At 69.8% G+C, this 25,351-nt stretch carries 14 protein-coding genes and 1 riboswitch; of the genes, 9 read left to right on the forward strand and 5 right to left on the reverse strand.

The features are described from left to right. The first annotated feature begins 143 nt into the window (after nt 1-143). The 3 genes from AB0I69_RS10175 (at nt 144) to AB0I69_RS10185 (ending at nt 6,998) form a co-directional block, all read left to right on the forward strand. A complete protein-coding gene (locus tag AB0I69_RS10175; RefSeq protein WP_363095145.1) occupies nt 144-704 on the forward strand; it encodes a hypothetical protein in 561 nt (186 codons plus the stop codon). A 94-nt stretch (nt 705-798) separates the two neighbouring features. Next, nucleotides 799-2,028, forward strand: a complete 1,230-nt coding sequence (locus AB0I69_RS10180; RefSeq protein WP_363095146.1) for an acyltransferase — start codon at nt 799-801, stop codon at nt 2,026-2,028. Nucleotides 2,029-2,714: 686 nt separating this feature from the next. Then, nucleotides 2,715-6,998: a discoidin domain-containing protein gene (locus AB0I69_RS10185; protein ID WP_363095147.1), complete on the forward strand. Its 4,284-nt coding sequence runs from the start codon at nt 2,715-2,717 to the stop codon at nt 6,996-6,998. 73 nt (nt 6,999-7,071) lie between these two features. Here the strand turns inward: AB0I69_RS10185 and AB0I69_RS10190 are convergent, their stop codons facing one another. From AB0I69_RS10190 to AB0I69_RS10200, 3 genes are all read right to left on the reverse strand, one after another. After that, nucleotides 7,072-8,433 carry a beta-1,3-glucanase family protein gene (locus tag AB0I69_RS10190; protein ID WP_363095148.1) on the reverse strand — a complete coding sequence of 454 codons (1,362 nt, stop codon included), beginning with the start codon at nt 8,431-8,433 and terminating at the stop codon, nt 7,072-7,074. A 255-nt stretch (nt 8,434-8,688) separates the two neighbouring features. After that, nucleotides 8,689-9,480, reverse strand: a complete 792-nt coding sequence (locus tag AB0I69_RS10195) for a class II aldolase/adducin family protein (RefSeq protein ID WP_363095149.1) — start codon at nt 9,478-9,480, stop codon at nt 8,689-8,691. Nucleotides 9,481-9,548: 68 nt separating this feature from the next. After that, a complete protein-coding gene (locus AB0I69_RS10200) occupies nt 9,549-10,997 on the reverse strand; it encodes a sodium:solute symporter (RefSeq protein ID WP_363095150.1) in 1,449 nt (482 codons plus the stop codon). Nucleotides 10,998-11,156: 159 nt separating this feature from the next. On the opposite strand from AB0I69_RS10200, the gene AB0I69_RS10205 reads away from it, so the two are divergent. Further along, complete coding sequence (locus AB0I69_RS10205) at nt 11,157-12,758, forward strand: PucR family transcriptional regulator (protein ID WP_363095151.1); 1,602 nt, start codon at nt 11,157-11,159, stop codon at nt 12,756-12,758. On the opposite strand, the gene AB0I69_RS10210 is transcribed toward AB0I69_RS10205, so the two are convergent. Together AB0I69_RS10210 and AB0I69_RS10215 are read right to left on the reverse strand one after the other, a co-directional pair. Beyond that, nucleotides 12,746-14,356 (reverse strand): metallophosphoesterase family protein, encoded by a 1,611-nt coding sequence (locus AB0I69_RS10210; protein ID WP_363095152.1) that lies wholly within the window; start codon nt 14,354-14,356, stop codon nt 12,746-12,748. The two genes, AB0I69_RS10205 and AB0I69_RS10210, sit on opposite strands and share 13 nt — an antisense overlap. 481 nt (nt 14,357-14,837) lie before the next feature. Then, entirely contained in the window at nt 14,838-16,652 is a 1,815-nt protein-coding gene (locus tag AB0I69_RS10215) for an APC family permease (protein WP_363095153.1), read from the reverse strand. Nucleotides 16,653-16,870: 218 nt separating this feature from the next. Here AB0I69_RS10215 and AB0I69_RS10220 point away from each other — a divergent pair, with 218 nt between their 5' ends. From AB0I69_RS10220 to AB0I69_RS10240, 5 genes are all read left to right on the forward strand, one after another. Then, complete coding sequence (locus AB0I69_RS10220; protein WP_363095154.1) at nt 16,871-18,676, forward strand: methylmalonyl-CoA mutase subunit beta; 1,806 nt, start codon at nt 16,871-16,873, stop codon at nt 18,674-18,676. An 8-nt stretch (nt 18,677-18,684) separates the two neighbouring features. Continuing rightward, on the forward strand, nt 18,685-20,868 hold the full coding sequence (scpA, locus tag AB0I69_RS10225) for a methylmalonyl-CoA mutase (protein WP_363095569.1): 2,184 nt from the start codon (nt 18,685-18,687) through the stop codon (nt 20,866-20,868). Then, complete coding sequence (meaB, locus tag AB0I69_RS10230) at nt 20,865-21,848, forward strand: methylmalonyl Co-A mutase-associated GTPase MeaB (RefSeq protein WP_363095155.1); 984 nt, start codon at nt 20,865-20,867, stop codon at nt 21,846-21,848. Before scpA ends, meaB begins: the two co-directional genes overlap by 4 nt. Nucleotides 21,849-21,937: 89 nt before the next feature. Then, nucleotides 21,938-22,164, forward strand: a riboswitch (cobalamin riboswitch). 139 nt (nt 22,165-22,303) lie between these two features. Further along, a complete protein-coding gene (metE, locus tag AB0I69_RS10235) occupies nt 22,304-24,622 on the forward strand; it encodes a 5-methyltetrahydropteroyltriglutamate--homocysteine S-methyltransferase (protein ID WP_363095156.1) in 2,319 nt (772 codons plus the stop codon). Nucleotides 24,623-24,724: 102 nt separating this feature from the next. Continuing rightward, nucleotides 24,725-25,303, forward strand: a complete 579-nt coding sequence (locus AB0I69_RS10240) for a histidine phosphatase family protein (RefSeq protein WP_363095157.1) — start codon at nt 24,725-24,727, stop codon at nt 25,301-25,303. The last annotated feature ends 48 nt before the right edge of the window (nt 25,304-25,351 follow it).

The following is a 25,351-nucleotide window of genomic DNA, read 5'->3' on the forward strand; positions in this document are numbered from 1 at the left end:
CCGCACCGCGCTGCACTTCAGTGCTGTGATCCGGGTTACATCCCGGTCAAGAGTGCGTCATGTGAAATCCGCGTCTGAGAGAGCGGGAGCCGTCCGACGTACAAGGGAGCATGCAGCTGCGACTCCCCCCGAAGGACAATTCCTTGATCCCGCGACGTATCCTCCTGAGCCTCGTCGTAGGGCTCGCCGCCTCGTTCCTGCTGGGGGCGTGCGACTCCTCGAACGGCACCGGCTCCGACAGCGCGGCCTCGGTGGCCCCGGTCGCATCGGATCCCGCGATCTCGACACCGGTCGCCTCGCCGTCGAAAGCCGGCGCGAGCAGCAGTTCCGGTGACGGAACCACGACCACCGCCGTGACGGCCAAGGCGATGAACGGCCTGGGCGACGTGGTCACCGACAACAACGGGAAGACTCTCTACCGCTTCGACAAGGACGAGCCGTCCCCCTCCAAGTGGACGTGCAAGGGCGCCTGCACGATGACGTGGATCCCCGTCATCGTGCAGGACTCCGTACAGACGTCGGGAGTCGCGAAGAGCCTGCTCGGCACGGTCCACCGGAACGGTCTGAAGCAGCTCACCCTCGCAGGCTGGCCGTTGTACCGGTACACCGGCGACACTGCGGCCGGAGAGGCGAACGGCCAGGGCAAGGACAACGCGTGGTACGCCATCACCCCGTCCGGACAGAAGTCCGCCGCGTCGGGCTGAACCGGTGAGCCGGACGCCACGTACCAAGTCATCGTGGTGGCACCGTGCCGCGGGCGGCAAGCACGCTGCCAGGAGAGAGGGTTGAACGATTTCCGTGGACTCAGGCCGTCCGGCCGGCAGCACTCTCGACGCGGCCGTCCCGGCAGCACAGCAGGAACCGGCGAGCACAGCGGGCGTCCGGCCGCCGCAAGTGCGGGGCCTGGACGGTCTTCGCGGCCTGGCGGCACTGTATGTGGTGCTGTTCCACTGCTGGCTGTACGCCTTCCCCGGCTATCCCCACAGTTCGGCGCCGCCCTGGCTGAAGGGGCTGATGTTCGGGCGTGTCGCCGTCGTCTTCTTCCTGGTGCTGTCCGGCTTCTCCCTGGCCATCTCCCCCGCACGTCGCGGCTGGCGTTCGGGCGGCGTCGCCGAGTTCCTGCGGCGACGCGCGTGGCGCATCCTGCCGCCGTACTGGGCCGCGCTGGCCATGAGCCTGATCATTTCCGCATTCATCGTGCCGGCCTCGCACTTCGGACCGCCGACCGTCCGGTCCTTTCTGGTGTACGGCGTCGTCGCCCAGGACGTGATCACCGCGCCCACGCCGAACGGTGCGTTCTGGTCGATCGGGGTGGAGGCCGAGCTCTATCTCCTCTTCCCCCTTCTCCTCCTGGTACGGCGGCGCTCGAACGCGGTGATCCTGGCCGCGTGCGTGACACTTCCGGTGATCGCCCGTGGGCTGATGGCGCCCGGCGCGTCCCCGGTGGAGGGCGACAACTGGCTCGCTCCCCATCTCGCGCCCGTGTTCGTCGCGGGCATGATCGGCGCGGGAGTCGTCGCTGCTCGTGACCGGGTCCGGCGCCTACCGTGGGCATGGTTCGCCGTCCTGGCGGCCCTGCCCGTCGTGGTTCTCGGCGTCGTCCAGGGTTCCGTGTGGACGGTGAACCACTACTTCTGGATCGACCTCGCCATCGCTCCCGCCATGACGATGCTGATCGCCGCGGTGGCCACCGGCAGGCCCGCACCACTTCTACGGTTCCTGACCGCGCGCCCCGTCCAGAGTCTCGGCGGCTTCTCCTACAGCCTCTACCTGATTCACCTGCCGATCGTCATGGTCGTCATTCGCCGGGTGGCCCCGCATGTCGTGTCTCCCGGCCTGCCCACGTTCTTGTTCACGCTGGCCGTGGCCCTGCCTGTTTCGGTGCTGGGGGCATGGGTGTTCTCCCAGATCTTCGAGATGCCGTTCAAACGCAACAGATCCTGGAAAACCCTGATCGCACGGGGCCGCTTTCACCAGCTCAGCGGGGCCCGGGCGGGCGAGCGACCGGAACGGCAGCCCTCACCCTGAGCCCGGTGCAACAGGGCGTGCCGCTCAGCGAGTTACCGCCCGGGACGGCGAGACGGGGGCCGGCTCGGACGCCGCGGATGCTCGGGAGAGGGGCGACGGCGGGCCCGCGGCCGAAGACGCGAGAGCGCATCCTCGATGCCGCGATGGACGTGTTCGCCGAGGAGGGCATCGCTCCGGCCTGAGAAGCCGTCGGGAATGACCGGTCAGGGCGAGCGCTGCCGGGCGGCTTGCCGCCCTGGAACGGGTTACGTCCACCTGCTCGCGTCGGGCTGAGTCGGGCCCACCTCCCGCAACGCAGGATCACGCAAAAACTTGCGTGATCCTGCGTTCACTTGCAGCCCGGAAGCGCAAGTCCGCAACCGCCACCGAGTCGCAGAGCGGACCGCGCGGGCCCATAAACCTTGCCTCAACGCCCGCCACTTGACCGCCCCGTCGGCCCGGAAGTGGCGTCCGCGTCGCCACCGCCCCCGAGTGATGGGTGCTTCTGGTGAAAATTGCGCTGTTCCGGCTGTAGACCGACTCACTCCACTCTGCAATATTTCGATGAAACAACGCAAAATCCTGCCTCACGGTCTCCTCGTGGAGACCTCCCGCACCTTTCTGCACCTGCACCACTCCCTCCGCCAGGAAAGAGCCGCCCTCGCCGCCCCCACCGGCGCGCGAGCCTCCGCAGGAAGTGACCCCGTATGACTCGACCGACTCGACACAAGCAGAGATCCCCGAGGCGGCGCGCAGCCGTCGCCGCACTCGCCTCCGCCGTGATGGTGCTGGGCCTGCCCGCCGTCGGCGCGCACGCGGCCGGCGGTCCCAACGTCGCCGCGGGCGCGAAGACCACCGCGGGCAGCACCCGCGGCGCGCACAAGGCCACCAACATCACCGACGGCGACACCGACACCTACTGGCAGGCCGGCAAGAAGTCGGCCCAGTGGGTACAGACCGACCTCGGGAAGAGCGAGCGCGTCCGGCAGGTCGTGCTGCGGCTGCCCGAGCACTGGCAGACCCGCAAGCAGACGCTGGCGCTCCAGGGCAGCGACGACGGAAAGAGCTTCGCGACGCTCAAGTCGTCGGCGCAGTACGTCTTCAGCCCCGGTGACGACAACACGGTGAAGATCTCGGTGCCTTCGACCCTGGCCCGGTACGTACGGGCCGACTTCAGCGCCAACTCGGTTGCCGGTACGGCCCAGTTGGCCGAGATGCAGGTCCTCACGGCCACCGCCGAAACCGCCAACCTCGCCCAGGGCAAGCCCTTCAGCGAGAGCGGGCACGCCGATGTCTACGGTGCGGCCAACGCCGGTGACGGCAACCGTGACACCTACTGGGAGAGCACGAACAACGCGTTCCCGCAGTGGCTCCAGGTCGACCTCGGCTCCTCGGTCAAGGTCAACCAGGTGACGTTGCGGCTGCCCAGCGGCTGGCCGAGCCGCAGTCAGACGCTCAAGGTCCAGGGCTCGACCGACAACCAGAACTTCACCGACCTGACGGCCTCGAAGGCGTACACCTTCGACAGTTCCGACGACCAGTCGACGACGATCAGCTTCGACACGACCACCACGCGGTACGTGCGCGCGCTGTTCACCGCCAACACCGGCTGGCCCGCCGGGCAGGCGTCCGAGCTGGAGGTCTACGGACCGGCGACCGGTGACACGCAGGCGCCCACCGCGCCCGGGAACCTGAGCTACACCGAGCCGGCCACCGGGCAGATCGAGCTGAACTGGACCGCGGCCACCGACGACACCGCCGTGACCGGCTACGACATCTACGCCAACGGGCAGTTGAGGTCGAGCGTCGCCGGGAACGTCCTGACCTACACGGACACCCAGCCGGCCGGCACCGACATCACGTACTTCGTGCGGGCCAAGGACGCGGCGGGCAACGTCTCCGCCAACAGCAACAGCGTCACCCGCAAGGGCTCGACCGGCGACACCCAGGCGCCCACCGCGCCCGGCAACCTCGCGTACACGCAGTCGGGCAGCGACGTGAAGCTCACCTGGCAGGCGTCGAGCGACAACGTCCAGGTCACCGGGTACGACATCTACGCCAACGACCAGGTCGTCAAGTCCGTTGCGGGTGACGTGACTTCGTACACCGACACCCCGTCGGCGACGGCCACGGTCACCTACTACGTGAAGGCGAAGGACGCTGCCGGGAACGTGTCGGTGGCGAGCAACAGCGTCACGCGGGCCGGTAACGGTGCCGGGTCCGACCTCGCGCAGGGCAAGCCCATCGAGGCGTCCTCGTACACCTTCACCTATGTCGCCGCGAACGCCAACGACGGCCAGACAGCCACCTACTGGGAGAGTGGGGGCGGTGCCTACCCGGCCACCCTCACCACCAAGCTGGGTGCCAACGCCGACCTCAGTCAGGTCGTCGTCAAGCTGAACCCCGACCCCGCGTGGTCGACGCGTACGCAGAACATCCAGGTGCTGGGCCGGGACCAGGACGCGACCGCGTTCACGAGTCTCGTCGCGGCGAAGGACTACGTCTTCAACCCGGCGAGCGGCAACACGGTGACCATCCCGGTCTCCGGCGCCGCGGCCGACATCCAGCTCAAGTTCGCCTCCAACACCGGTGCCCCGGGCGGGCAGGTCGCCGAGTTCCAGGTGATCGGTACCCCGGCCGCCAACCCGGATCTCAAGGTCACCGGTATCACCCACACGCCCGCGGCCCCGGTCGAGTCGGACGCCATCAGCCTGACGGCGACGGTCACCAACAGCGGCAGCAAGGCGTCCAAGGCCACCGACCTGAACTTCACGCTCGGCGGCACGAAGGCCGCCACGGCGGACGTCCCGGCCCTCGCGGCGGGCGCGTCTACGACGGTCACGGCGAGCATCGGCACCCGGGACGCGGGCAGTTACCCGCTCGGCGCCGAGGTGGACCCGTCCAACAAGGTCATCGAGCAGAACGAGGGCAACAACGTCTTCACCGCCCCCGACGCCCTCGTCGTCAAGCCGGTCTCCAGTTCCGACCTGGTCGCCGCGCCGGTCGCGTGGACCCCGTCGAGCGCCTCGGCGGGCGACAACGTCACGTTCACCGTGGCGATCAAGAACCAGGGGACGGTCGACTCGGCCTCAGGCTCCCACGCCGTCACGCTGACGCTCCTGGACGCCAACGGCGCCACCGTGAAGACACTCACCGGCTCCTACAGCGGCACCATCGCCGCCGGCCAGACGACCGCACCCGTCAGCCTCGGCTCCTGGACGGCCGCCAACGGCAAGTTCACCGTCAAGACGGTCATCGCCGACGACACCAACGAACTCCCGGTCAAACGGACCAACAACACCACCACACAACCCCTGTTCGTCGGCCGCGGCGCCGACATGCCGTACGACATGTACGAGGCCGAGGACGGCACAGTGGGCGGCGGCGCCCAGGTCGTCGGACCGAACCGCACGATCGGCGACATCGCCGGGGAGGCGAGCGGCCGCAGGGCGGTGACCCTCAACTCGACCGGCCAGTACGTCGAATGGACCACCCGCGCGTCGACCAACACCCTGGTCACCCGCTTCTCCATCCCCGACGGCACCGACACCACGCTCGACGTCTACGTCGACGGCCAGTTCCTCAAGGCCATCGACCTCACCTCCAAGTACGCCTGGCTGTACGGCGCCGAGACCGCGCCCGGCAACTCGCCGAGCGCCGGTGCCCAGCGCCACATCTACGACGAGGCGAATCTCCTGCTGGGCAGGACAGTTCCGGCCGGTTCCAAGATCCGGCTCCAGAAGGACGCGGCCAACACGTCACCCACCTACGCCATCGACTTCATCAACACCGAGCAGGCGACGGCGACTCCGAACCCGGACCCGGCCGCCTACGCGGTCCCGGCCGGCTTCTCCCAGCAGGACGTGCAGAACGCGCTCGACACGGTCCGCATGGACACCACGGGCAAGCTCGTCGGCGTCTATCTGCCCGCCGGTGACTACGAGACCTCCAGCAAGCTCCAGGTCTACGGCAAGGCGGTCAAGGTCGTGGGAGCCGGGTCGTGGTTCACCCGCTTCCACGCCCCCGCCTCGCAGGAGAACACCGACATCGGCATCCGGGCCGAGGCCACGGCCAACGGCTCGTCGTTCACCGGCTTCGCCTACTTCGGGAACTACACGTCCCGAATCGACGGACCCGGCAAGGTGTTCGACTTCTCCAACGTCTCCAACATCACCATCGACGACATCTGGGTCGAGCACATGGTGTGCATGTACTGGGGCGCCAACACCGACAACATGACCATCAAGAACTCCCGCATCCGTGACACGTTCGCCGACGGCATCAACATGACGAACGGCTCCACGGACAACCACGTCGTCAACAACGACGCCCGCGCCACGGGCGACGACAGCTTCGCGCTCTTCTCGGCGATCGACGCGGGCGGTTCCGACGAGAAGAACAACCTCTACGAGAACCTGACGTCGACGCTCACCTGGCGTGCGGCCGGTATCGCCGTCTACGGCGGCTTCGACAACACCTTCCGCAACATCAGGGTCGCCGACACCCTGGTCTACTCCGGCATAACGATCTCCTCGCTGGACTTCGGCTACCCGATGAACGGCTTCGGGACCGATCCGACGACGATCGAGAACGTCTCCCTGGACAGAACGGGCGGCCACTTCTGGGGCTCCCAGGTCTTCCCCGCCATCTGGGCGTTCTCGGCCTCGAAGGTCTTCCAGGGCATCCGGGTCAACGACGTGGACATCGACAACTCCACGTACGGCGGAGTGATGTTCCAGACCAACTACGTAGGCGGGCAACCGCAGTTCCCGGTGAAGGACACGATCTTCACCGACATCTCCATCACCAACTCCAAGAAGAGCGGAGACGCGTTCGACGCCAAGTCAGGGTGGGGCATCTGGGCCAACGAGCTGCCCGAACCCGGTCAGGGACCGGCTGTCGGGTCGGCCACCTTCATCAACCTGCGGATGAGCGGCAACGCCCAGGACATCCGCAACACCACCAGCACGTTCACGATCAACGTCCAGTAACTCCCGCCGCCAGAAGCTGAAGCGGGGCCGCCCTTCCTGACGAGGGCGGCCCCGTTTCGCGATGTGTGCGCGCCTACCAGCCGACGGCGACCAGGAGCCACTGCGGGTTGGCGTGCGAGATGAAGGAGGACTGGCCCGCTACGTCGTCGTAAGGGAAACCGTAGGCAAGCTGGTTGATGGCGTTGTCGTGCCAGAACTTGGCGTAGTAGTTCGCGGGCGCCGCCTTGTAGAACTGCGCCGGGTCGGACTGCTGCGACGCCGGAAGCGTGGCCACATGGCGATTGAGAGCGGCGCACGTGTTGGGATCGGCGGCCAGCGAGCCGGCGCACCCGAAGATGTCGGAGGTCGCCGCGTTCACGCCGACCGACTGGGCGTACGACGTGAAGTAGTTGGCGTTGGCGCCACCCGCGCGGAAGCTCGGGTCGCTCCCGGGCGCGATGATGCGGTACGGCGCCTGGGTCTGTGCCAGCACCTTGAACTGGGACGGCACCGCGTCCGTGAACCGCTGGAAGGTGGTGGCGCGGTCCTCGGCGAAGGTCGCCCGGTTCTCGCCGACCTCGGTGTCGTAACCGTCCTTGCTGTGCAGGCGCATGGCGAGTTTGAGGCCGAAGGCGTCGACGCGGGTGGTGTTGCCGTTGAAGACGTTGCTGCCGACCGTGAACTCGATGAAGTCGTAGTAGGAGCTGGTGGGCGAGCCCAGGTAGAAGTACATGCGGCCCGCGGAGTTGGCGGGCATGTCCAGGTAGGGCTGCTCGGCGATGGAGTGCGTCTGCCCGTTGAAGCTCCAATACACCTGGCTGTCCGGGTACTTGCCGTTGGTGCGGTTGAGGATCTTCACCTCCACGGCGTTGTTGGCCGTGGGGATGTCACTGGTGCTGCCCCAGAAGTCGTCGGGCGGAGTGGTGCTCCCGGGACCGTAGACCTGGAACTCCCAGAGCGAGTAGCCCCATTGGGTGGCCCGGGCGGTGCCGTACAGGCGGACATAGCGTCCGCTGCCGGTGACGGTGAGGTTCTGGGTGCCGCCGGTGGCGGTCGTGGTGGAGTAGACGGTGGTCCAGGTGGTCGCGTCGGTGGAGGTCTGGATCTGGTAGCCGGTGGCGTACGCGGCCTCCCAGTTGAGCGAGACGCGGGTGATCTGCTGGACCGTTCCAAGGTCCACCTGAAGCCACTGCGGGTCGGCGAAGGCGGAGGACCAGCGGGTGCCGGTGTCGCCGTCGACGGCCGCGCTCGCGGGGAAGGACGCGCTCTCGGTCGAGGACGCGGTGGCGGGCCGTCCTTGGGACAGCAACTGGTCGGCGGCGTGGGCGGGTGAGGGGCTCAGGGCGGCGAAGAGGGCGACGATCAGGACGACGACCAGACCGAGAGCCGTACGGGAGCGTACGACTGCGGTCGACGGTCTGCCGGGTGTGCCGGATACGCCGGCGGAACTCTGCATGGGGGGGTCTCCTCAAGCCGGTTCGGCGTGCGGGGGGTCAGGAGCAACAGCGGTTGCGAGAGCGCTCCCCCGGGTTGTAGTCCCGCCCTTGCCCGGCGTCAACAACTGAAGCCGAATCCACGGCAGTTCGTCGAAGTGGGTGTGCCACTCCGGGAATCTGTTCAGGATCCGACCCCAGGTCTCACCTCAACTCGACCTGTTCCTCCATCACTTGACGTATCCGGTCTGGACCTTCCCGCCCGGCTTTGGCCGCCATCAGTCCTTGTGGTCGGGGGCAATCCGCTCGACCAGCCGGAGCAGCGCCGACCACGCGAGGTCATACGCCTTGTCGTCCTGGAGGTCCGAATCGGCGTCCTCGCCGGTGAGTTGGCGGGCGGTGAGTGCGCAGACGTCAGGGGCGGGGGTGAGGAGCGGGGTGCCCGTGGCGGTGGCCGTGGTCTGGATCTCGCAGGCCTTGTCCAGGTAGTACATGCGCAGGAATGCCTGGGCGGGGGTCTCTCCTACGGTGAGCAGGCCGTGGTTACGGAGGACCATCGCGGGGTGGTGGCCGAGGTCGGCGACCAGGCGGTGTTGTTCGGCGAGGTTGAGGGCCACGCCTTCGTAGTCGTGGTAGCCGAGCCTGCCGTAGAACTCCATGGAGATCTGGTTGAGCGGGAGCAGGCCGTGCTGCTGGGCGGCGACGGCGCAGCCGGACCTGGTGTGGGTGTGCAGGACGCAGTGGGCGTCGGGGCGGGCCGCGTGGATGGCGCTGTGGATGACGAAGCCTGCCGGGTTGACCGGGTACGGGGAGTCCTCGACGGCGCGGCCGGACAGGTCGATCTTGACCAGGTTCGATGCGGTGATCTCCTCGAAGAGGAGGCCGTAGGGGTTGATCAGGAAGTGGTGTTCGGGGCCCGGGAGGCGGGCCGAGATGTGCGTGAAGATCAGGTCGGTCATCTTGAAGTGCGCCACGAGCCGGTAGACCGCGGCGAGTTCGCGGCGCAGTCGCCCTTCCTCGACGGCCGCGGTCGCGGCGGTGCGGTCGGGGTGGAGGGACAGCTCGGTCATCTGTGGTGCTCCTTCGGGGTGTTGGGCGCGTGCCCCGGGTCGGGTGCCCGGGGCACGGTCGGTGGTGGTCAGGCCGGGCTCAACTCGCGTACTGCGGTGGCCTGTTCGCCTGCCAGACGGCGGTGCCAGGCCTGGACCACGGCTTCTTCGGTCGGCTTGGTGAGCAGGCTGACGGCCACGTAGGCGGTGAGGCCGGCCAACAGGCCGTAGTAGATCGGCTCGTTGGCGAGGAGGCCGTCGGTCACCATGAAGATGATGACCGTCAGGCCGCCCGCGATCATCGAGGCCATGGCGCCGGGCAGGTTGCCGCGCTTCCACACGAGGCCGCCGAGGATGGGCACCAACAGACCGCCGACGAGCAGGTTGTAGGCGACCGTGAGGGCTTCGATGACGTCACCGAGGGCGCAGGCGATGGCCATCGCCGCAACTCCGAGGACGACAATCGCGAGCCGGTTCGAACCGATCTCGTCACCGTCAAGGGAAACCGTGCGACGGCGCAGCCGCGCCCAGATGTCGTTGTTGGCGACCGTCGCGGAGGCGATCAGGGCGCCGCTCGCGGTGGACATCATCGCGGAGAGGGCGGCGGCCAGGACCAGGCCCCGGACGCCGGTGGGCAGCGCGTGCCGGACGATCGTCGCGAACGCGTCGTCGGCGCTGGGGAGTTGGGGGTAGAGGGTCTTGGTGGCCATGCCGATGACGGCGCCGGCCAGGGCGTAGACCAGGCAGTAGACGCCGGCGACGGTGCCGCCCCAGGAGGCGACCTTGTCCGAGCGGGCGGTGAAGACGCGCTGCCAGATGTCCTGTCCGATGAGCATGCCGAAGGTGTAGATCAGCACGAAGGTGAGGATGGTCTGGCCGCCGATGGAGGTCGGCGAGAAGTAGCCGTGCGGCAGTCTGTCTGCCATGGCACCGAAGCCTCCGGCCCTCACCACGGCGATGGGCAGCAGCAGGACGAGCACGCCGAGGCTCTTGACCACGAACTGCACCATGTCGGTGAGGGTGATGGACCACATGCCGCCGAGCGCCGAGTAGCCGACGACGATCGTGCCGCCGATGACCACCGCGACCCAGCGCGGCACGTCGAACAGGACGTCGAAGACGCTGGCGTACGCGATCGTGGAGGTCACGACCAGCATGAGGGTGTAGATCCACATCACGACGCCGGAGATCACGGCGGCGGTGTCGCCGTAGCGCAGGGAGAGCATCTCGGCGACGGTGTAGACCTTGAGGCGGGCGATGCGGGCGGAGAAGAAGACGCTCAGGGCCAGCAGTCCCAGGCCGATGGCGAAGACCATGGCGGCGCCGGAGATGCCGTAGGTGTAGCCGAGGCGTACGCCGCCGATGGTGGAGGCGCCGCCGAGGACCACGGCGGCCATCGTGCCGGTGTACATGAGCGGGCCCAGCCGCCGTCCGGCGACCAGGAAGTCGCTCTTGGAGGCGGCTCGTTTCTTGCCCCACCAGCCGACGCCGATGATGCCCAGCAGGTATGCGGCCATGACGAAGTAGTCGACGGTCATCTGAGTTCTCCGGGATCGAGGGGGACGTGCCCTGGAAGTGGGATGACGTTATCGGCGTTCGCACTGGCATCGAAGTGGCGGTTCTGTCCAATATGGAGTCGCCCATTGGATGATTCCGGCAGTCCGCCATAGTGCCGCCGGATCGGGAGGATGCCCCTCATGACCGAGTCCGAGCAGCCGTCCGTGCCGCTGAGCGTGCTGCTCGCCGACCCTGCCCTCGGCCTGCGTCAGGTCGCCGGGCCCGCCGGGAACCAGCAGGTCAGCACGGTCGGCACCACGGAAATCGAGGACCCGTCGCCGTACCTGGTGGGCGGCGAACTGCTCCTCACCGCGGGGGTGCGGTTGCCGCTCGACGCGGAGGGCATCGACACGTATGTACGGCGGGTCGTCGCCGCCGGGGTGAGCGCCCTCGGGTTCGGTGTCGCGCCGGTGCACGAGGAGGTGCCGCCCGAACTGGTCGCCGCCTGCGATCGCCACGGGCTCCCGCTGCTACGGCTGCCGCCGGCCACCCCGTTCGTGGCGGTCGGGCAGGCCACCTACGCGGCGATCGCCGAGGCCCGCAACCGAGAGCTGCGCGAGATCTCCCGGGCGCAGTCGGCGCTGGCCACGGCCGCCGCCCGGCCGGACGCGCTCCGGGCCGTGCTCGCCCAGCTCGGCGCGCACACCGGCGCCTGGGCGGTCCTCTACGACGCCCGGGGCAACGAGCTGTTCAGCGCGGGTTCCCGGCCCGCGTCCCCGACACCGGGGCGGCTGCGCGAGCTCGCCGTGCGCACCGTCGCCCGGGTCCGCACCGGTTCCGCCGGACGACGGTCCGCACCGGCCGCGGCGGCCGACCACCAGGGCGGCATCCACCTGACCGTGCACACCCTGCCCGGGGCGGACGGCACCGCGACGGCCCTCGCCCTCGGCCAGGCCGCCACCACGGCCCCGACCCTGGTGCACCGGCAGGTCACCAGTACGGCGGCCGTGCTGCTGGCCCTCCTCACCAGCCCCCGGCACGCCCTGGGCACCGACACGCACAGCGCGGGCGCGCTGGTACGGCTGATGCTGGGCGCAACCCCGGCGGAGGTCGCGGGCGATCTCACGCCTGTGGGGACTTCGGAGGCGGGGCACTGGGTCGTGGTCCATGGCCGGCAGACCACCCCGCGTTCTGCGACGGCGCCGCTCCAGGGTGATGATCCGGCCCAACTCGCCACCCTGGGCACGGCGTTGGGCACGCCGTACCTGTACGTCGACGGCGCCGAGTTGAAGGCCCTGGTTCCGAGTGCGCCGGACGCTCGCCCCGACGTCCCCGCACAGGCCGCCGACTTGGGCTGGGTCCTCGGGTTCAGTACACCCGCGCCGGCCTCGGACCTGGCGCACGCCGATGTCCAGGCCGGACGGGCCCTGCAACGCGCGATCGCGGCGCAGGTGCCCGCCGTCGTCCACACCGGGGACCCGCTCACCGTCCACGGGATCGTCCCGTCGGCCGACGCCCGCGACCTGGCCCGTACCCGCTTCGCCCCGCTCGACGGGGCCGCTTCTCCGGGCGCCCCGGTCCTGCTCGACACCCTGCGAACGTGGCTGACCCTGCACGGCAGTTGGGACCGCACGGCGGCGGCCCTGCACGTCCACCGGAACACCGTGCGGCACCGTCTTGCACGGATCGCCGAACTGCTCGATGTGGACCTGCAGGACCCCGGCGTGCGGATGGAACTCTGGTTCGCCCTGCACTGGTTGCCGGACGCGACGCACCAGGACTCCTCGGATCAGCGGCTGTAGCCGTCCGAGCGCTTGCGGTGGATCGTGAACGTCTCGAAGACCGACAGCTCGCCGTGCGGCTTGTTCACGTTGTAGTACGTCACGTGCATGCGGGTCGTGTCACCGGCGTGCCGGCCCGGGTCGACGGTGAACGCCGCGAAGCCATAGGGGTGTTCGAGGTCGCGGACGCCGGTCCAGATCGCCTCCTCCTTGGTGTAGGTGGAGGTGCGCTTGCCGTTGGAGCCGGGGCTCGACGACACGGCGGTGATGACCTTGGCGGTGCCGTCCTTGAAGAAGGCCTGGTTCGTGGTGCCCGAGACGCCACCGCCGCCGAGGATCATGTGCACGGTGCCGAGGCCGGTGTCGATGGAGTCGGTGGCCGTGGAGACCGGGTTCGGGGTCAGCGTCTCACTGCCGGTGACGACTCCGCGGACGGCCAGCGAGCGTTCGTAGTTGTGCTCGTGGCCGCACAGGACCAGGTCGACGCCGTAGCGGTCGAAGAGGGGGCCGTACTTCTGGCGCAGGCCCAGGTCGGCGCCGTTCGCGTCGGAGGAGCTGATCATCACCTGGTGCATGGCGACGACGATCCAGTCGGTGTCGCGCGAGACTCGGGCGGCCTTCAACTCCTTCTCCAGGAAGGCGAGTTGGCGTCCGCCGGAGTAGCCGTTGATGTAGACGTCGCCGCCGTCCTGGAGGCAGTTGTCGTCGTTCTGCAGCACGATCACGCGGACCGAGCCGACCGTGAACGCGTAGTACAGGCCCGCGAGTTCGGCGTCGGTCTCGGTGGAGGGGAGGTTGAAGTAGGTCTGGTAGGCGCCGAGTCCGATCGGGCCGTTGGCCTTCTCGATCTCGTGGTTGCCGGCCGCCGGCATCCAGGGGCGGAAGCGGGCCGAACGGGTGTTGTTGGTGAAGAAGTTGTTCCAGGTGCGCACCCGGTCGACGTCCAGGTTGGCGTAACAGAGGTCGCCGTTGAGGAGGTGGAAGAGCGGGGCGACCTGCTCGATGCCGGTGACGATGTCCTTCGTCGCCGGGGTGGAGTTCGCGTCGAGCGCGACGGTGCCGTCGGCCGCCCAGGTGACCTGCGGGGCGGACTGGTCGCCGAAGCTGGTGAAGGTGAACGGGGCCCGGCCGCGCGGCGCGGTGCGGAAGGTGCCGCTGTCGGGCGTCGCGCCCTCGTGGGTGGCCATGTAGACGTAGTCGGTGCCGGGCTTCAGGCGCTTCAGCGAGGCGTGGTGGACGTGGACGGTACGGCTGGAGGTGCCGTCGACATAGGTGACGGTGTGCGCCTCGGCGCTGGAGCCGAAGCCGTGCTCCAGGGTGCCGTAGCGCACGACGGGTCTGGTCACCGGTTTGTCGGTGATCCACGAGACGTTCATCTGGGTGCGCGGGTCCGCGCCGAAGGTGAGGTGCAGGCCCTGGACCGGGGACGTACCGGAGGAGTCCGCGGTGAGGTGAAGGGCCGGGGCGGCGAGCGGAGCGGCCTGCGCCGTGCCTGCTCCCAGCAAGGGGGTGACGGCCGCGCCGGCGCCGGCCGTACCGAGGAGGCCCAGCGCGTGACGCCGGCTGACCCCCTCGGACGACTGCGCCGACCCGTCCGACGTCTCTGTCTGTGTGGTCATGGTGCCCTCCCTGGCGAGCAGTTGAGCTGACAACGTCCGCACATTGACGCTTGCCGGCGGCCCCCGAGTGAACAGTGCGTGGCCAGACGGTCATTGGGGCGCACGGTCCGGGCCGTGGGGGCGATTCTTGCCCCGCGCTTTGCCAGGGACGGCCACTTCGTTGACACGGGTGGGCGGCCGGGCGCCGGTTGCGCATGATTCCGGCCAGGTGTCGACGTATGTATCGACGTCCATGTCGGTGTGCGCCGAGGAGTGAACGACGATGGACAGTGGCGGTGGGAGGCGGCAAGCCGTGGTCGGAGTGAGCGGTTCGCCGGGGAGCCTGGCGGCACTGCACCAGGCCGTGCGCGGGGCCCGGCGCACCGACGCCGAACTCGAAGACGGCTGCGCCCGGACCGGACTGCCCGTGCCCCGGCTCACCCTCGAACCGGGTCGGGCGATCGTCGGCCCCGCCGGGGTCCCGTGTACTGGGTACTGGCCGTCACAGGCTCAAGCGGTACGGCACCACGCACACGACGACATCCGTACGGGCCCGCAGCACCGCCGCGAGCAGCAGCCCGCGCTGGTTCTGCAGGATCTGGTAGCGGCGGTGGCGGGGTTCCACCTCCGGGATGAGTACGGCGATCTGCCGCCCGTCCGCCGCCGCCCGCCGTACGTAGTCGACGATCGGCTGCACCAGCGAGCGCTGCGGGCTGTCGATGACGTCGAGTCGCACGCCCGGCTCCCAGCGGGCCCAACTCTCTTGCAGGGAACGGGTTCTGTCGGGGTCACCGTGCACGGCGACCGCGACGACCTCGTGGCCGAGGGCGCGGGCCGCGGTCAGGGCGAGCTGGGTGACCTTGCTGATCTCGCCGACGGGCACGATGACGAGGGAGTCGGTGAGGCGTACCGGCGGTGGCACCTCGCCGAGACCGAGTTCGTGGGCAACTGTCTTGTAGTAGTGCTGGATTCGGGCGAACAGCAGCATCAGCAGCGGGATCGCGACGACGACCACCCAGGCCCCTTCGAGGAACTTGCTGGCCAGCAGTACCAGTCCGGCCACGCTGGTGAGCAGCGCGCCGACGCCGTTGAGGAGTGCGCGGCGCAGCCAGCCGGGCGGACGTTCGCGCGCCCAGTGCCGTACGAGTCCGATCTGGCTGATGGTGAAGCCGATGAACACACCGATCGCGAACAGCGGGAGCATGCGGTGCGTGTCGGCGCCCACGGCGATCAGGAGGAGTGCGGCGAGCAGGGCGAGGGCCACAACTCCCCAGCGGTAGACGGGGCGTTCGGTGCGCAGTCCGAACAGGTGCGGCAGCCGGTGGTCCTTGGCGAGCAGGCTCATCAGGACGGGCAGACCGCCGAAGCTGGTGTTCGCGGCGAAGGCGAGCGCGAGGGTGACGACGAGGTTCGTGGCGTAGTACGGCCATCCCGTGCCGTAGGCGTCGGCGGTCAGTTGGGCGAGTACGGTGACGCCGCCGCGCGGGGCCACGTGGTCGCGCCGGATCAGTACCGCGAGGCCGATCAGCATCATCCCGAGGAGCGCGCCCAGCATCAGTTCGGTGCGCTGCGCCCGCCGCACCCGTGGCTCGCGGAAGGCGGGCACTCCGTTGGCGATGGCCTCGACCCCGGTCAGCGCGGAGCAGCCGGAGGAGAACGCCTTCAGGAGGAGCAGGATGCCCAACGCCTCGGTGGCGTGCACCGGTTGGGCGGTGCCGACGACCGCCGCGGGGTGCGAGCGCGCCAGGCCGAGGACGACGATGCCGAGGATGCTCACGACGAACAGCGCGGTGGGCAGCATCAGCACCCGCGCGCTCTCGGCCACGCCCCGCAGGTTCACGGCGGTGAGCAGGGCGAGCCCGACGAGACAGAACTCCAGCAGATGCGAGCCGAGGGAGGGGAACGCGGAGGCGAGACTCGCCGCGCCCGCCGCCAGACTGACCGCCACCGTCAGCACGTAGTCCACGACGAGACTCGCCGCCGCGAGATAGCTCGTGCGGGGCCCCAGGTCCTTCTTCGCCACCGCGTAGGCGCCACCGCCGTCCGGGTGAACAGCGATGACCTGCCCGTACGACACGACGAGCACCGCCAGCAGGCCGGCGATGACCAGCGTCACCGGCAGGGTGGCGTTCAGCGCGCCCGTCCCGGCGGTGATCAGCACGAGCACGATCGCCTCGGGCCCGTAGGCCACCGAGCTGAGCGCGTCGAGGGACAGCGCGGCCAGGCCTTCGAGGCTGGTCAGGTGGCTGCGGTCGCCCTCCCCCGGTCGCAGCGGAACCCTGGGCCGCAGTTCGCGGCGGGCCAGACCGAACGCCATGGAGGACCTCGCGATGCAGAGGGGTGGAGGGTGGGGGCTGTCCGGGGTCAGTCTGTCCGGCCCCCGGCGCACCGGGCGTGAAGGACGCGCCAGGGGCCTCGCGCTCCGCCGGAGGCCCGCCCGACCACTGCCGCGGACTGGTCTAGACCGCGCGGAGAGGTCAAGGTCACAGCCCCGTCCTCTGCTGCTCACCTGCGCCTTTGCCCTAGCATCCGAGCATGACGGTCCTGCCTGACGACGGGCTCTCGCTGGCCGCCGAGTTCCCTGACGCGACCCATGAGCAGTGGCAACGCCTGGTGGAAGGCGTACTGCGCAAGTCGGGCAAGGAAGTCTCGGGCGCGGCAGCGGAAGACGCTCTGTCCACCTCGCTGGAGGACGGGCTCCGCGCCCGCCCCCTGTACACCGCGGACGACTCCGCGCCCGATCCCGGCCTCCCCGGTTTCGCCCCCTTCGTACGGGGTGGCCGCGCCGAGGGCAACACCCTCGGCGGCTGGGACGTACGCCAGCAGCACACGACCGCCGACAACACCGCGGTCCTCGGCGACCTGGAGAACGGCGTCACCTCGCTGTGGCTGGTCGTGGGCGAGCAAGGCATCCCGGTCGCGCAGCTCGACAGCACCCTCGACGGCGTCTACCTCGACCTCGCGCCCGTCGTCCTCGACGCGGGCCCCGAAGTCGCTTCCGCCGCAGCCGAGTTGCTACGGCTGTACGAGGCGCGGGGCGTCGCGCGGGAAGCCGCCCGCGGCAACCTCGGCGCCGATCCGCTGGGCTTCGCGGCCCGCACCGGGGACGAGGCCTTCGACTTCGCGCCCGTCGCCTCGCTCGCCCGGCGCTGCGCCGAGGAGTACCCGGGGCTGCGTGCGCTGACCGTGGACGCGCTGCCGTACCACGAGGCCGGCGGCTCGGCGGCGCAGGAGTTGGGCGCCTCGCTGGCGACCGGTGTCGCCTGTCTGCGCGAGCTGACCGAGGCGGGACTGAGCGTCGAACAGGCCGTAGGACAACTGGAGTTCAGGTACGCGGCCACGGCCGACCAGTTCCTCACCATCGCCAAGTTGCGCGCGGCGCGCAGGCTGTGGGCACGCGTGGCCGAGGTGTGCGGGGCGCCGGGCGGGCAGGTGCAGCACGCGGTGACCTCGCCGGTGATGATGTCCCGCCGCGACCCGTGGGTGAACATGCTGCGCACGACGGTCGCGACGCTGGCCGCCGGGGTGGGCGGCGCCGAGTCCGTCACCGTGCTCCCCTTCGACCACGCGCTCGGCCTGCCGGACGCGTTCGCGCGCCGGATCGCCCGCAACACCTCGACGATCCTGGTCGAGGAGTCGCATCTGTCCCGGGTGATCGACCCGGCGGGCGGCTCCTGGTACGTGGAGCGGCTCACGGACGAACTCGCCCACGCGGGCTGGGAGTTCTTCCAGCGCATCGAGCAACAGGGCGGCCAGGCGGCCGTGTTGCGGTCGGGCAGCCTCCGTGAGGACCTCGCCGCGACCTGGGCGACGCGCAGCGCGAAGCTCGCCAAGCGCCGCGAACCGATCACCGGCGTAAGCGAGTTCCCGAACCTCGCCGAACGCCTCCCCGAGCGCGCACCCGCGCCCGAAGCACCGACCGGCGGACTGCCGCGCGTACGGCGCGACGAGGCCTACGAAGCACTCCGCGCCCGCTCCGACGCGCACCTCGCGGCGACCGGCTCCCGGCCGCGGATCTTCCTGGCCGCGCTCGGCCCGGCCGCCGCGCACACCGCCCGCCTCACCTTCGCGTCGAACCTGTTCCAGGCGGGCGGCATCGAGCCCGTCACCGAGGGCGAGTTCGCGGACAGCGGGGCCACTGAGGCCTGCCTGTGCTCCAGCGACGCGCTGTACGAGGAGCAAGCGGCCACGATCGCCGGGGAGTTGAGGTCGGCCGGTGCCGGGCACGTGTTCCTCGCGGGCCGTCCCGGGCAGTACACCGGTGTCGACGCCTACGTCTTCGCGGGCTGCGACGCCGTAGCCGTGCTCTCCGCCACCCTCGACCGCATGGGAGTGTCCTGATGGCAGCGATGGGGCGCATCCCCGACTTCTCCGGGATCGAGCTGGGGACCCCGGCCGCCGAAGCCGGTGCCGGTACCGACGAGTGGCGTGACGCCGTCAAGAAGGCGGCGGGTGGCGACGACCTCCTGTGGGAGACCCCGGAGGGCATCGCGGTCAAACCCCTGTACACGGGGCAGGACTTGGAGGGCCTGGACTTCCTGGCCACCTACCCGGGCATCGCGCCGTATCTGCGCGGCCCGTACCCGACGATGTACGTCAACCAGCCCTGGACTATCCGCCAGTACGCGGGTTTCTCCACCGCCGAGGAGTCCAACGCCTTCTACCGACGCAACCTGGCGGCCGGCCAGAAGGGCCTGTCGGTCGCCTTCGACCTGCCCACGCACCGGGGTTACGACAGCGACCACCCGCGCGTGACCGGTGACGTCGGCATGGCGGGCGTGGCGATCGACTCCATCTACGACATGCGCCAGCTCTTCGACGGCATCCCGCTGGACAAGATGACCGTGTCGATGACGATGAACGGCGCCGTGCTGCCCGTACTCGCCCTCTACATCGTGGCGGCGGAGGAACAGGGCGTACCGCCCGAGAAGTTGGCCGGGACCATCCAGAACGACATCCTCAAGGAGTTCATGGTCCGCAACACCTACATCTATCCGCCGAAGCCGTCGATGCGGATCATCTCCGACATCTTCGCCTACACCTCGCAGCGGATGCCGCGCTACAACTCCATCTCCATCTCCGGCTACCACATCCAAGAGGCGGGCGCTACGGCCGACTTGGAGCTGGCGTACACCCTCGCGGACGGCGTGGAGTACATCCGGGCGGGGCGGGCGGCGGGGATGGACGTGGACACGTTCGCACCCCGGCTGTCCTTCTTCTGGGCGATCGGCATGAACTTCTTCATGGAGATCGCGAAGATGCGCGCGGCCCGCCTCCTCTGGGCCAAGCTGGTCAAGCAGTTCGACCCGCAGAACGCCAAGTCCCTCTCCCTGCGCACCCATTCGCAGACCTCGGGCTGGTCGCTGACCGCGCAGGACGTCTTCAACAACGTCACGCGTACGTGCGTGGAGGCGATGGCGGCGACGCAGGGCCACACCCAGTCGCTGCACACCAACGCCCTGGACGAGGCCCTCGCCCTCCCGACCGACTTCTCCGCGCGCATCGCCCGCAACACCCAGCTCCTGATCCAGCAGGAGTCCGGCACGACCCGCGCGATCGACCCGTGGGGCGGCAGCGCGTACGTCGAGAAGTTGACCTACGACCTAGCGCGCCGCGCCTGGCAGCACATCGAGGAGGTCGAGGCGGCCGGGGGCATGGCCAAGGCCATCGACGCGGGCATCCCCAAGCTGCGTATCGAGGAGGCCGCGGCCCGCACCCAGGCCCGCATCGACTCCGGCCGCCAGCCGGTCATCGGCGTCAACAAGTACCGCGTGGAGACCGACGAGCAGATCGACGTCCTCAAGGTCGACAACTCCTCCGTCCGCACCCAACAGATCGAGAAACTACGGCGGTTGCGCGCCGAACGCGACGAACAGGCCACCCAGGACGCGCTGCACGCCCTGACCCGGGCAGCGAGCGGTGAGGGCAACCTGCTGGAGTTGGCGGTGAACGCGGCCCGCGCGAAGGCGACGGTCGGTGAGATCTCCGACGCGCTGGAGAAGGTGTACGGGCGGCACGCGAGCCAGATCCGTACGATCGCCGGTGTGTACCGCACCGAAGCCGGCGACTCCCCGTCCGTCGAGCGCACCCGCACCCTGGTCAGCTCCTTCGAGGAGGCCGAGGGCCGCCGCCCCCGCATCCTGGTCGCCAAGATGGGCCAGGACGGCCACGACCGCGGCCAGAAGGTGATCGCCACCGCCTTCGCCGACCTGGGCTTCGACGTCGACGTCGGCCCGCTGTTCCAGACCCCGGGCGAGGTGGCCCGCCAGGCCGTCGAGGCGGACGTGCACATCGTGGGGGTGTCCTCGCTGGCCGCCGGACACCTCACCCTCGTACCGGCGTTGAAGGAGTCCCTCGCCGAGGAGGGCCGCGAGGACATCATGATCGTGGTAGGCGGAGTCGTCCCGCCACAGGACGTACCGACACTCCTGGAGATGGGCGCGGCGGCCGTGTTCCCGCCCGGGACGGTGATCCCGGACGCCGCCCACGACCTGGTGGAACGACTGGCCACCGACCTCGGGCACACCCTGTGATCGAGGTCGACACCTATGTGAAGGGCGTACTCGACGGGAAGCGGGCCCTGGTGGCCCGCGCCATCACACTCGTCGAGTCGACCAAGCCACAACACCGGGCCATGGCACAGGAGTTGCTGACCGAACTCCTCCCCCACAGCGGCCACGCCCGCCGGATCGGCATCAGCGGCGTACCGGGGGTCGGCAAGTCGACGTTCATCGACGCGTTCGGCACGCTGCTCACCTCGCTCGGGTTCCGGGTCGCGGTGCTCGCCGTAGACCCGTCGTCGACCCGCACGGGCGGTTCGATCCTCGGCGACAAGACGCGCATGGAACGCCTGGCCGTCGACCCGGCGGCCTTCGTCCGCCCCTCCCCCACCGCCGGCACACTCGGCGGCGTCGCGAAGGCGACCCGCGAGTCGATCGTGGTGATGGAAGCGGCGGGCTACGACGTCGTCCTGGTCGAGACAGTAGGCGTAGGCCAGTCGGAGACGGCGGTCGCCAACATGGTCGACTCCTTCCTGCTGTTGACCCTGGCCCGCACCGGCGACCAACTACAGGGCATCAAGAAGGGCGTCCTGGAGTTGGCGGACGTCATCGCCGTCAACAAGGCGGACGGCCCGCACGAGCGCGATGCGCGGAGCGCGGCAAGGGAGTTGGCAGGCGCGCTACGCCTGATGCATCCCGCCGACGCGGCGTGGACCCCGCCGGTACTGAGCTGCAGCGCCCGCGAGGGCACCGGCCTCGACACGGTCTGGGAGCGCCTGGAACAACACCGTTCGCTGCTGGACTCCACGGGCCGCCTCGCCGCGAAGCGCCGCGACCAACAGGTGGACTGGACCTGGACGATGGTCCGCGACGACCTCCTGGGCCGCCTGCACTCAGATCCGACGGTACGTGCGCTGGCCCCGGACCTCGAACGCCAGGTACGCGAGGGCGAGTTGACGGCAACCCTGGCGGCAGAACAAATCCTGCGAGCCTTCGGCACCCCGCCCAACTGACCCAACCTGTTTTTAGGGGCGCGGGGAACTGCGCGACCAGCCCCCACCGGGCCCGCACCCAAAAATCGACGCACCCACCCCAAACCCTTTAGGCTGGCGGCGCAGCTGGTTCGCCCCGTCAGCCAGACGGAACGCGTCGCAAGAGGGAACCCGGTGAAAATCCGGGACTGCCCCGCAGCGGTAAGCAGGAACGACCGCCGTCATACGCACTGGGCCCACAACAGGACTTGGGAAGCGACGGCCAGTAGGTGTCCTCCGGTTCCAAAAGGGGACGTGCCCGCAAGTCCGAAGACCTGCCAACTGCCCACGCGCGAACGAATTTCGTGCGCGGAATCCCGGTGACCTCGTGGGCGGGTCGGCGTACACATCGGCGGTCACGATCGCCCGGTCTGACGTTCCTTCGCGCTCTCGTCCCCACCGGGACCTCAGGGAGACATCTCGCGAAGGAGAGTTCCGTGACGACAAAGTCCGCAGCCGCGGCAGCACGGGCCACCGTGTACGGCTATCCCCGTCAGGGTCAGGGCCGGGAACTGAAGAAGGCCGTCGAGGGGTACTGGAAGGGCCGCGTCGACGCCGACGCCCTCCGGGCCACCGCCGCCGAACTGCGCCGTACGAACTGGCAGCAGCTCGCCGAGGCAGGCATCCACGAGGTACCGACCGGTGACTTCTCGTACTACGACCACGTCCTGGACACCAGCGTCATGGTCGGCGCGATCCCCGAGCGCCACCGTGCCGCCGTCGAACGCGACGCGCTGGACGGGTACTTCGCGATGGCGCGCGGCACGCAGGACGTGGCGCCGCTGGAGATGACGAAGTGGTTCGATTCCAACTACCACTACCTCGTACCCGAGTTGGGCCCGGACACCGTCTTCACCGCCGACTCCACCAAGCAGGTCGCGGAGTTGAAGGAGGCCCTCGCCCTGGGCCTCACTGCCCGCCCGGTGCTCGTCGGCCCGATCACCTATCTCCTGCTCGCCAAGCCCGCCCCCGGTGTGTCGGCGGACTTCGATCCGCTGACCCTCCTGGACCGGCTGCTGCCCGTGTACGCCGAGGTCCTCGCCGACCTGCGGGCGGCGGGCGCGGAGTGGGTGCAGCTCGACGAGCCCGCCCTCGTCCAGGACCGCACCCCGGCCGAACTGAGCGCCGCCACCCGCACCTACCGCGACCTCGGAGCCCTTCCCGACCGGCCCATGCTGCTGGTCGCGTCCTACTTCGACCGGCTCGGCGACGCGCTGCCGGTGCTCGCGAAGGCGCCGGTGGAGGGGCTCGCGCTCGACTTCACCGGGACCGCCGCCGCCAACCTGGACGCCCTCGCCACCGTGGGCGGGCTGCCCGGCAAGCGCCTGGTCGCCGGTGTCGTCAACGGCCGCAACATCTGGGTGAACGACCTCACCAAGTCCCTCGCCACGCTCGGCACGTTGCTCGGGCTGGCCGAACGGGTCGACGTGGCCGCCTCCTGCTCACTCCTGCACGTCCCGCTCGACACCGCCACCGAGCGGGACATCGAGCCGCAGATCCTGCGCTGGCTCGCCTTCGCCCGCCAGAAGACCGCGGAGATCGTCACCCTCGCCAAGGGCCTGGCCCAGGGCACCGACACCATCACCGCCGAACTCGCCGCCAACCGGGCCGACTTGGCCTCCCGCGCGGGCTCCCCGATCACGCGGGACCCCGCCGTACGGGCCCGTACGGCCGCCGTCACGGAGGCGGACGCCCGCCGCGCGCAGCCGTACGACGAGCGGACCGCCGTCCAGCGGGCCCACCTCGGTCTGCCCCTGCTGCCGACCACCACGATCGGCTCCTTCCCGCAGACCGGTGAACTGCGCACCGCCCGCGCGGACTTGAGGGCGGGCCGGATCGGCACGGCCGGTTACGAGGAGCGCATCAAGGCCGAGATCCAGGAGGTGATCTCGTTCCAGGAGAAGACCGGCCTGGACGTCCTGGTGCACGGCGAGCCCGAACGCAACGACATGGTCCAGTACTTCGCCGAGCGGCTGACGGGCTACCTCGCCACGCAGCACGGCTGGGTGCAGTCCTACGGCACCCGTTACGTCCGCCCGCCGATCCTCGCCGGCGACATCTCCCGCCCGGAACCGATGACGGTGCGCTGGACGACGTACGCCCAGTCGCTCACCTCGCGCCCGGTCAAGGGCATGCTCACCGGGCCGGTCACCATGCTCGCCTGGTCCTTCGTCCGCGACGACCAGCCGTTCGGCGACACCGCACGGCAGGTCGCCCTCGCCCTGCGCGACGAGGTCAACGACCTTGAGGCGGCCGGGACTTCGGTCATCCAGGTCGACGAACCCGCCCTGCGCGAGACCCTGCCGCTGCGGGCCGCCGACCACCCCGCGTATCTGGCGTGGGCCACGGAGGCCTTCCGGCTCAGCACTAGCGGAGTGCGGCCGGACACGCAGATCCACACCCACATGTGCTACGCCGAGTTCGGCGACGTCGTCCAGGCCATCGACGACCTCGACGCGGACGTCATCAGCCTGGAGGCGGCCCGTTCGCACATGCAGGTCGCCCGCGAGCTGGCCGGGCACGGCTATCCGCGCGAGGCCGGACCCGGCGTGTACGACATCCACTCCCCGCGCGTGCCGGGCATCGACGAGGCGGCTGCCCTGCTGCGCAAGGGACTTGAGGCCATCCCGCCGGAGCGGCTGTGGGTCAACCCGGACTGCGGCCTGAAGACCCGCGGCTGGCCCGAGACCCGTGTGTCCCTGGAGAACCTGGTCGCCGCGGCCCGCACGGTCCGCAGGGAACTGACCGGTTCCTGACCCGAGGGCGGGGGCGGCCGGGAGGACACCCTCCCGGCCGCCCTCGCCGCGAGGTGTGTGGGAGACGATGATCCGCACAGCCCGGAGAACTGGAGCGACGAAGTGACCAGCCGCATCACCTTGATCTCGCCGGCCATGAACCGGTCCCTGCGGGAGACCCGGTTCGACGACGGCAGTCCGCTCGACGCGAGCGGCACGGCCCGCGCCGAGTCCGCCGCGGGTTCGCTCCGCTCGGCTGACCGGATGCTGGTCTCGCCCACCGTGCGGTGCCGGGAGACGGCGTCCGCGCTCGGTCTCTCGGCCGTGGCGGAGCCGGAGTTGGCGGGTCTGGACATGGGGCGTTGGCGAGGCCTGACCCTCGACGAGGTGATGGCTCGGGAGCCGGACGCGGTGATGGCCTGGCTGACGGATGCGGACGCGGTGCCTCATGGCGGGGAGCCGGTGCGGGCGCTCTGCGAGCGGGCGGCGCGGTGGCTGGATGCGGCGGCCGGGTTCGAGGGGAGGACCCTTGCGGTGGTCGAGCAGGAGTTCGTGCGGGCCGTTGCGGTCACGGTCCTTGACGCGCCTGGGCCTGCGTTCTGGCGGCTTGACGTGCCGCCGCTGACTGCGACCGACCTCAGTGGGCGGGCCGGGCGGTGGGATCTGCGGCTCGGGCGAGCGCTGGGAACCGACGTGTGCTAAAGGATGAGGGCCACCCCTCGGACACTTTCGGCCGACTATACATACTGC

It is taken from the genome of Streptomyces sp. NPDC050508 (genome assembly GCF_040655155.1).
In the GTDB taxonomy this organism is placed as follows: Bacteria; Actinomycetota; Actinomycetes; order Streptomycetales; family Streptomycetaceae; genus Streptomyces.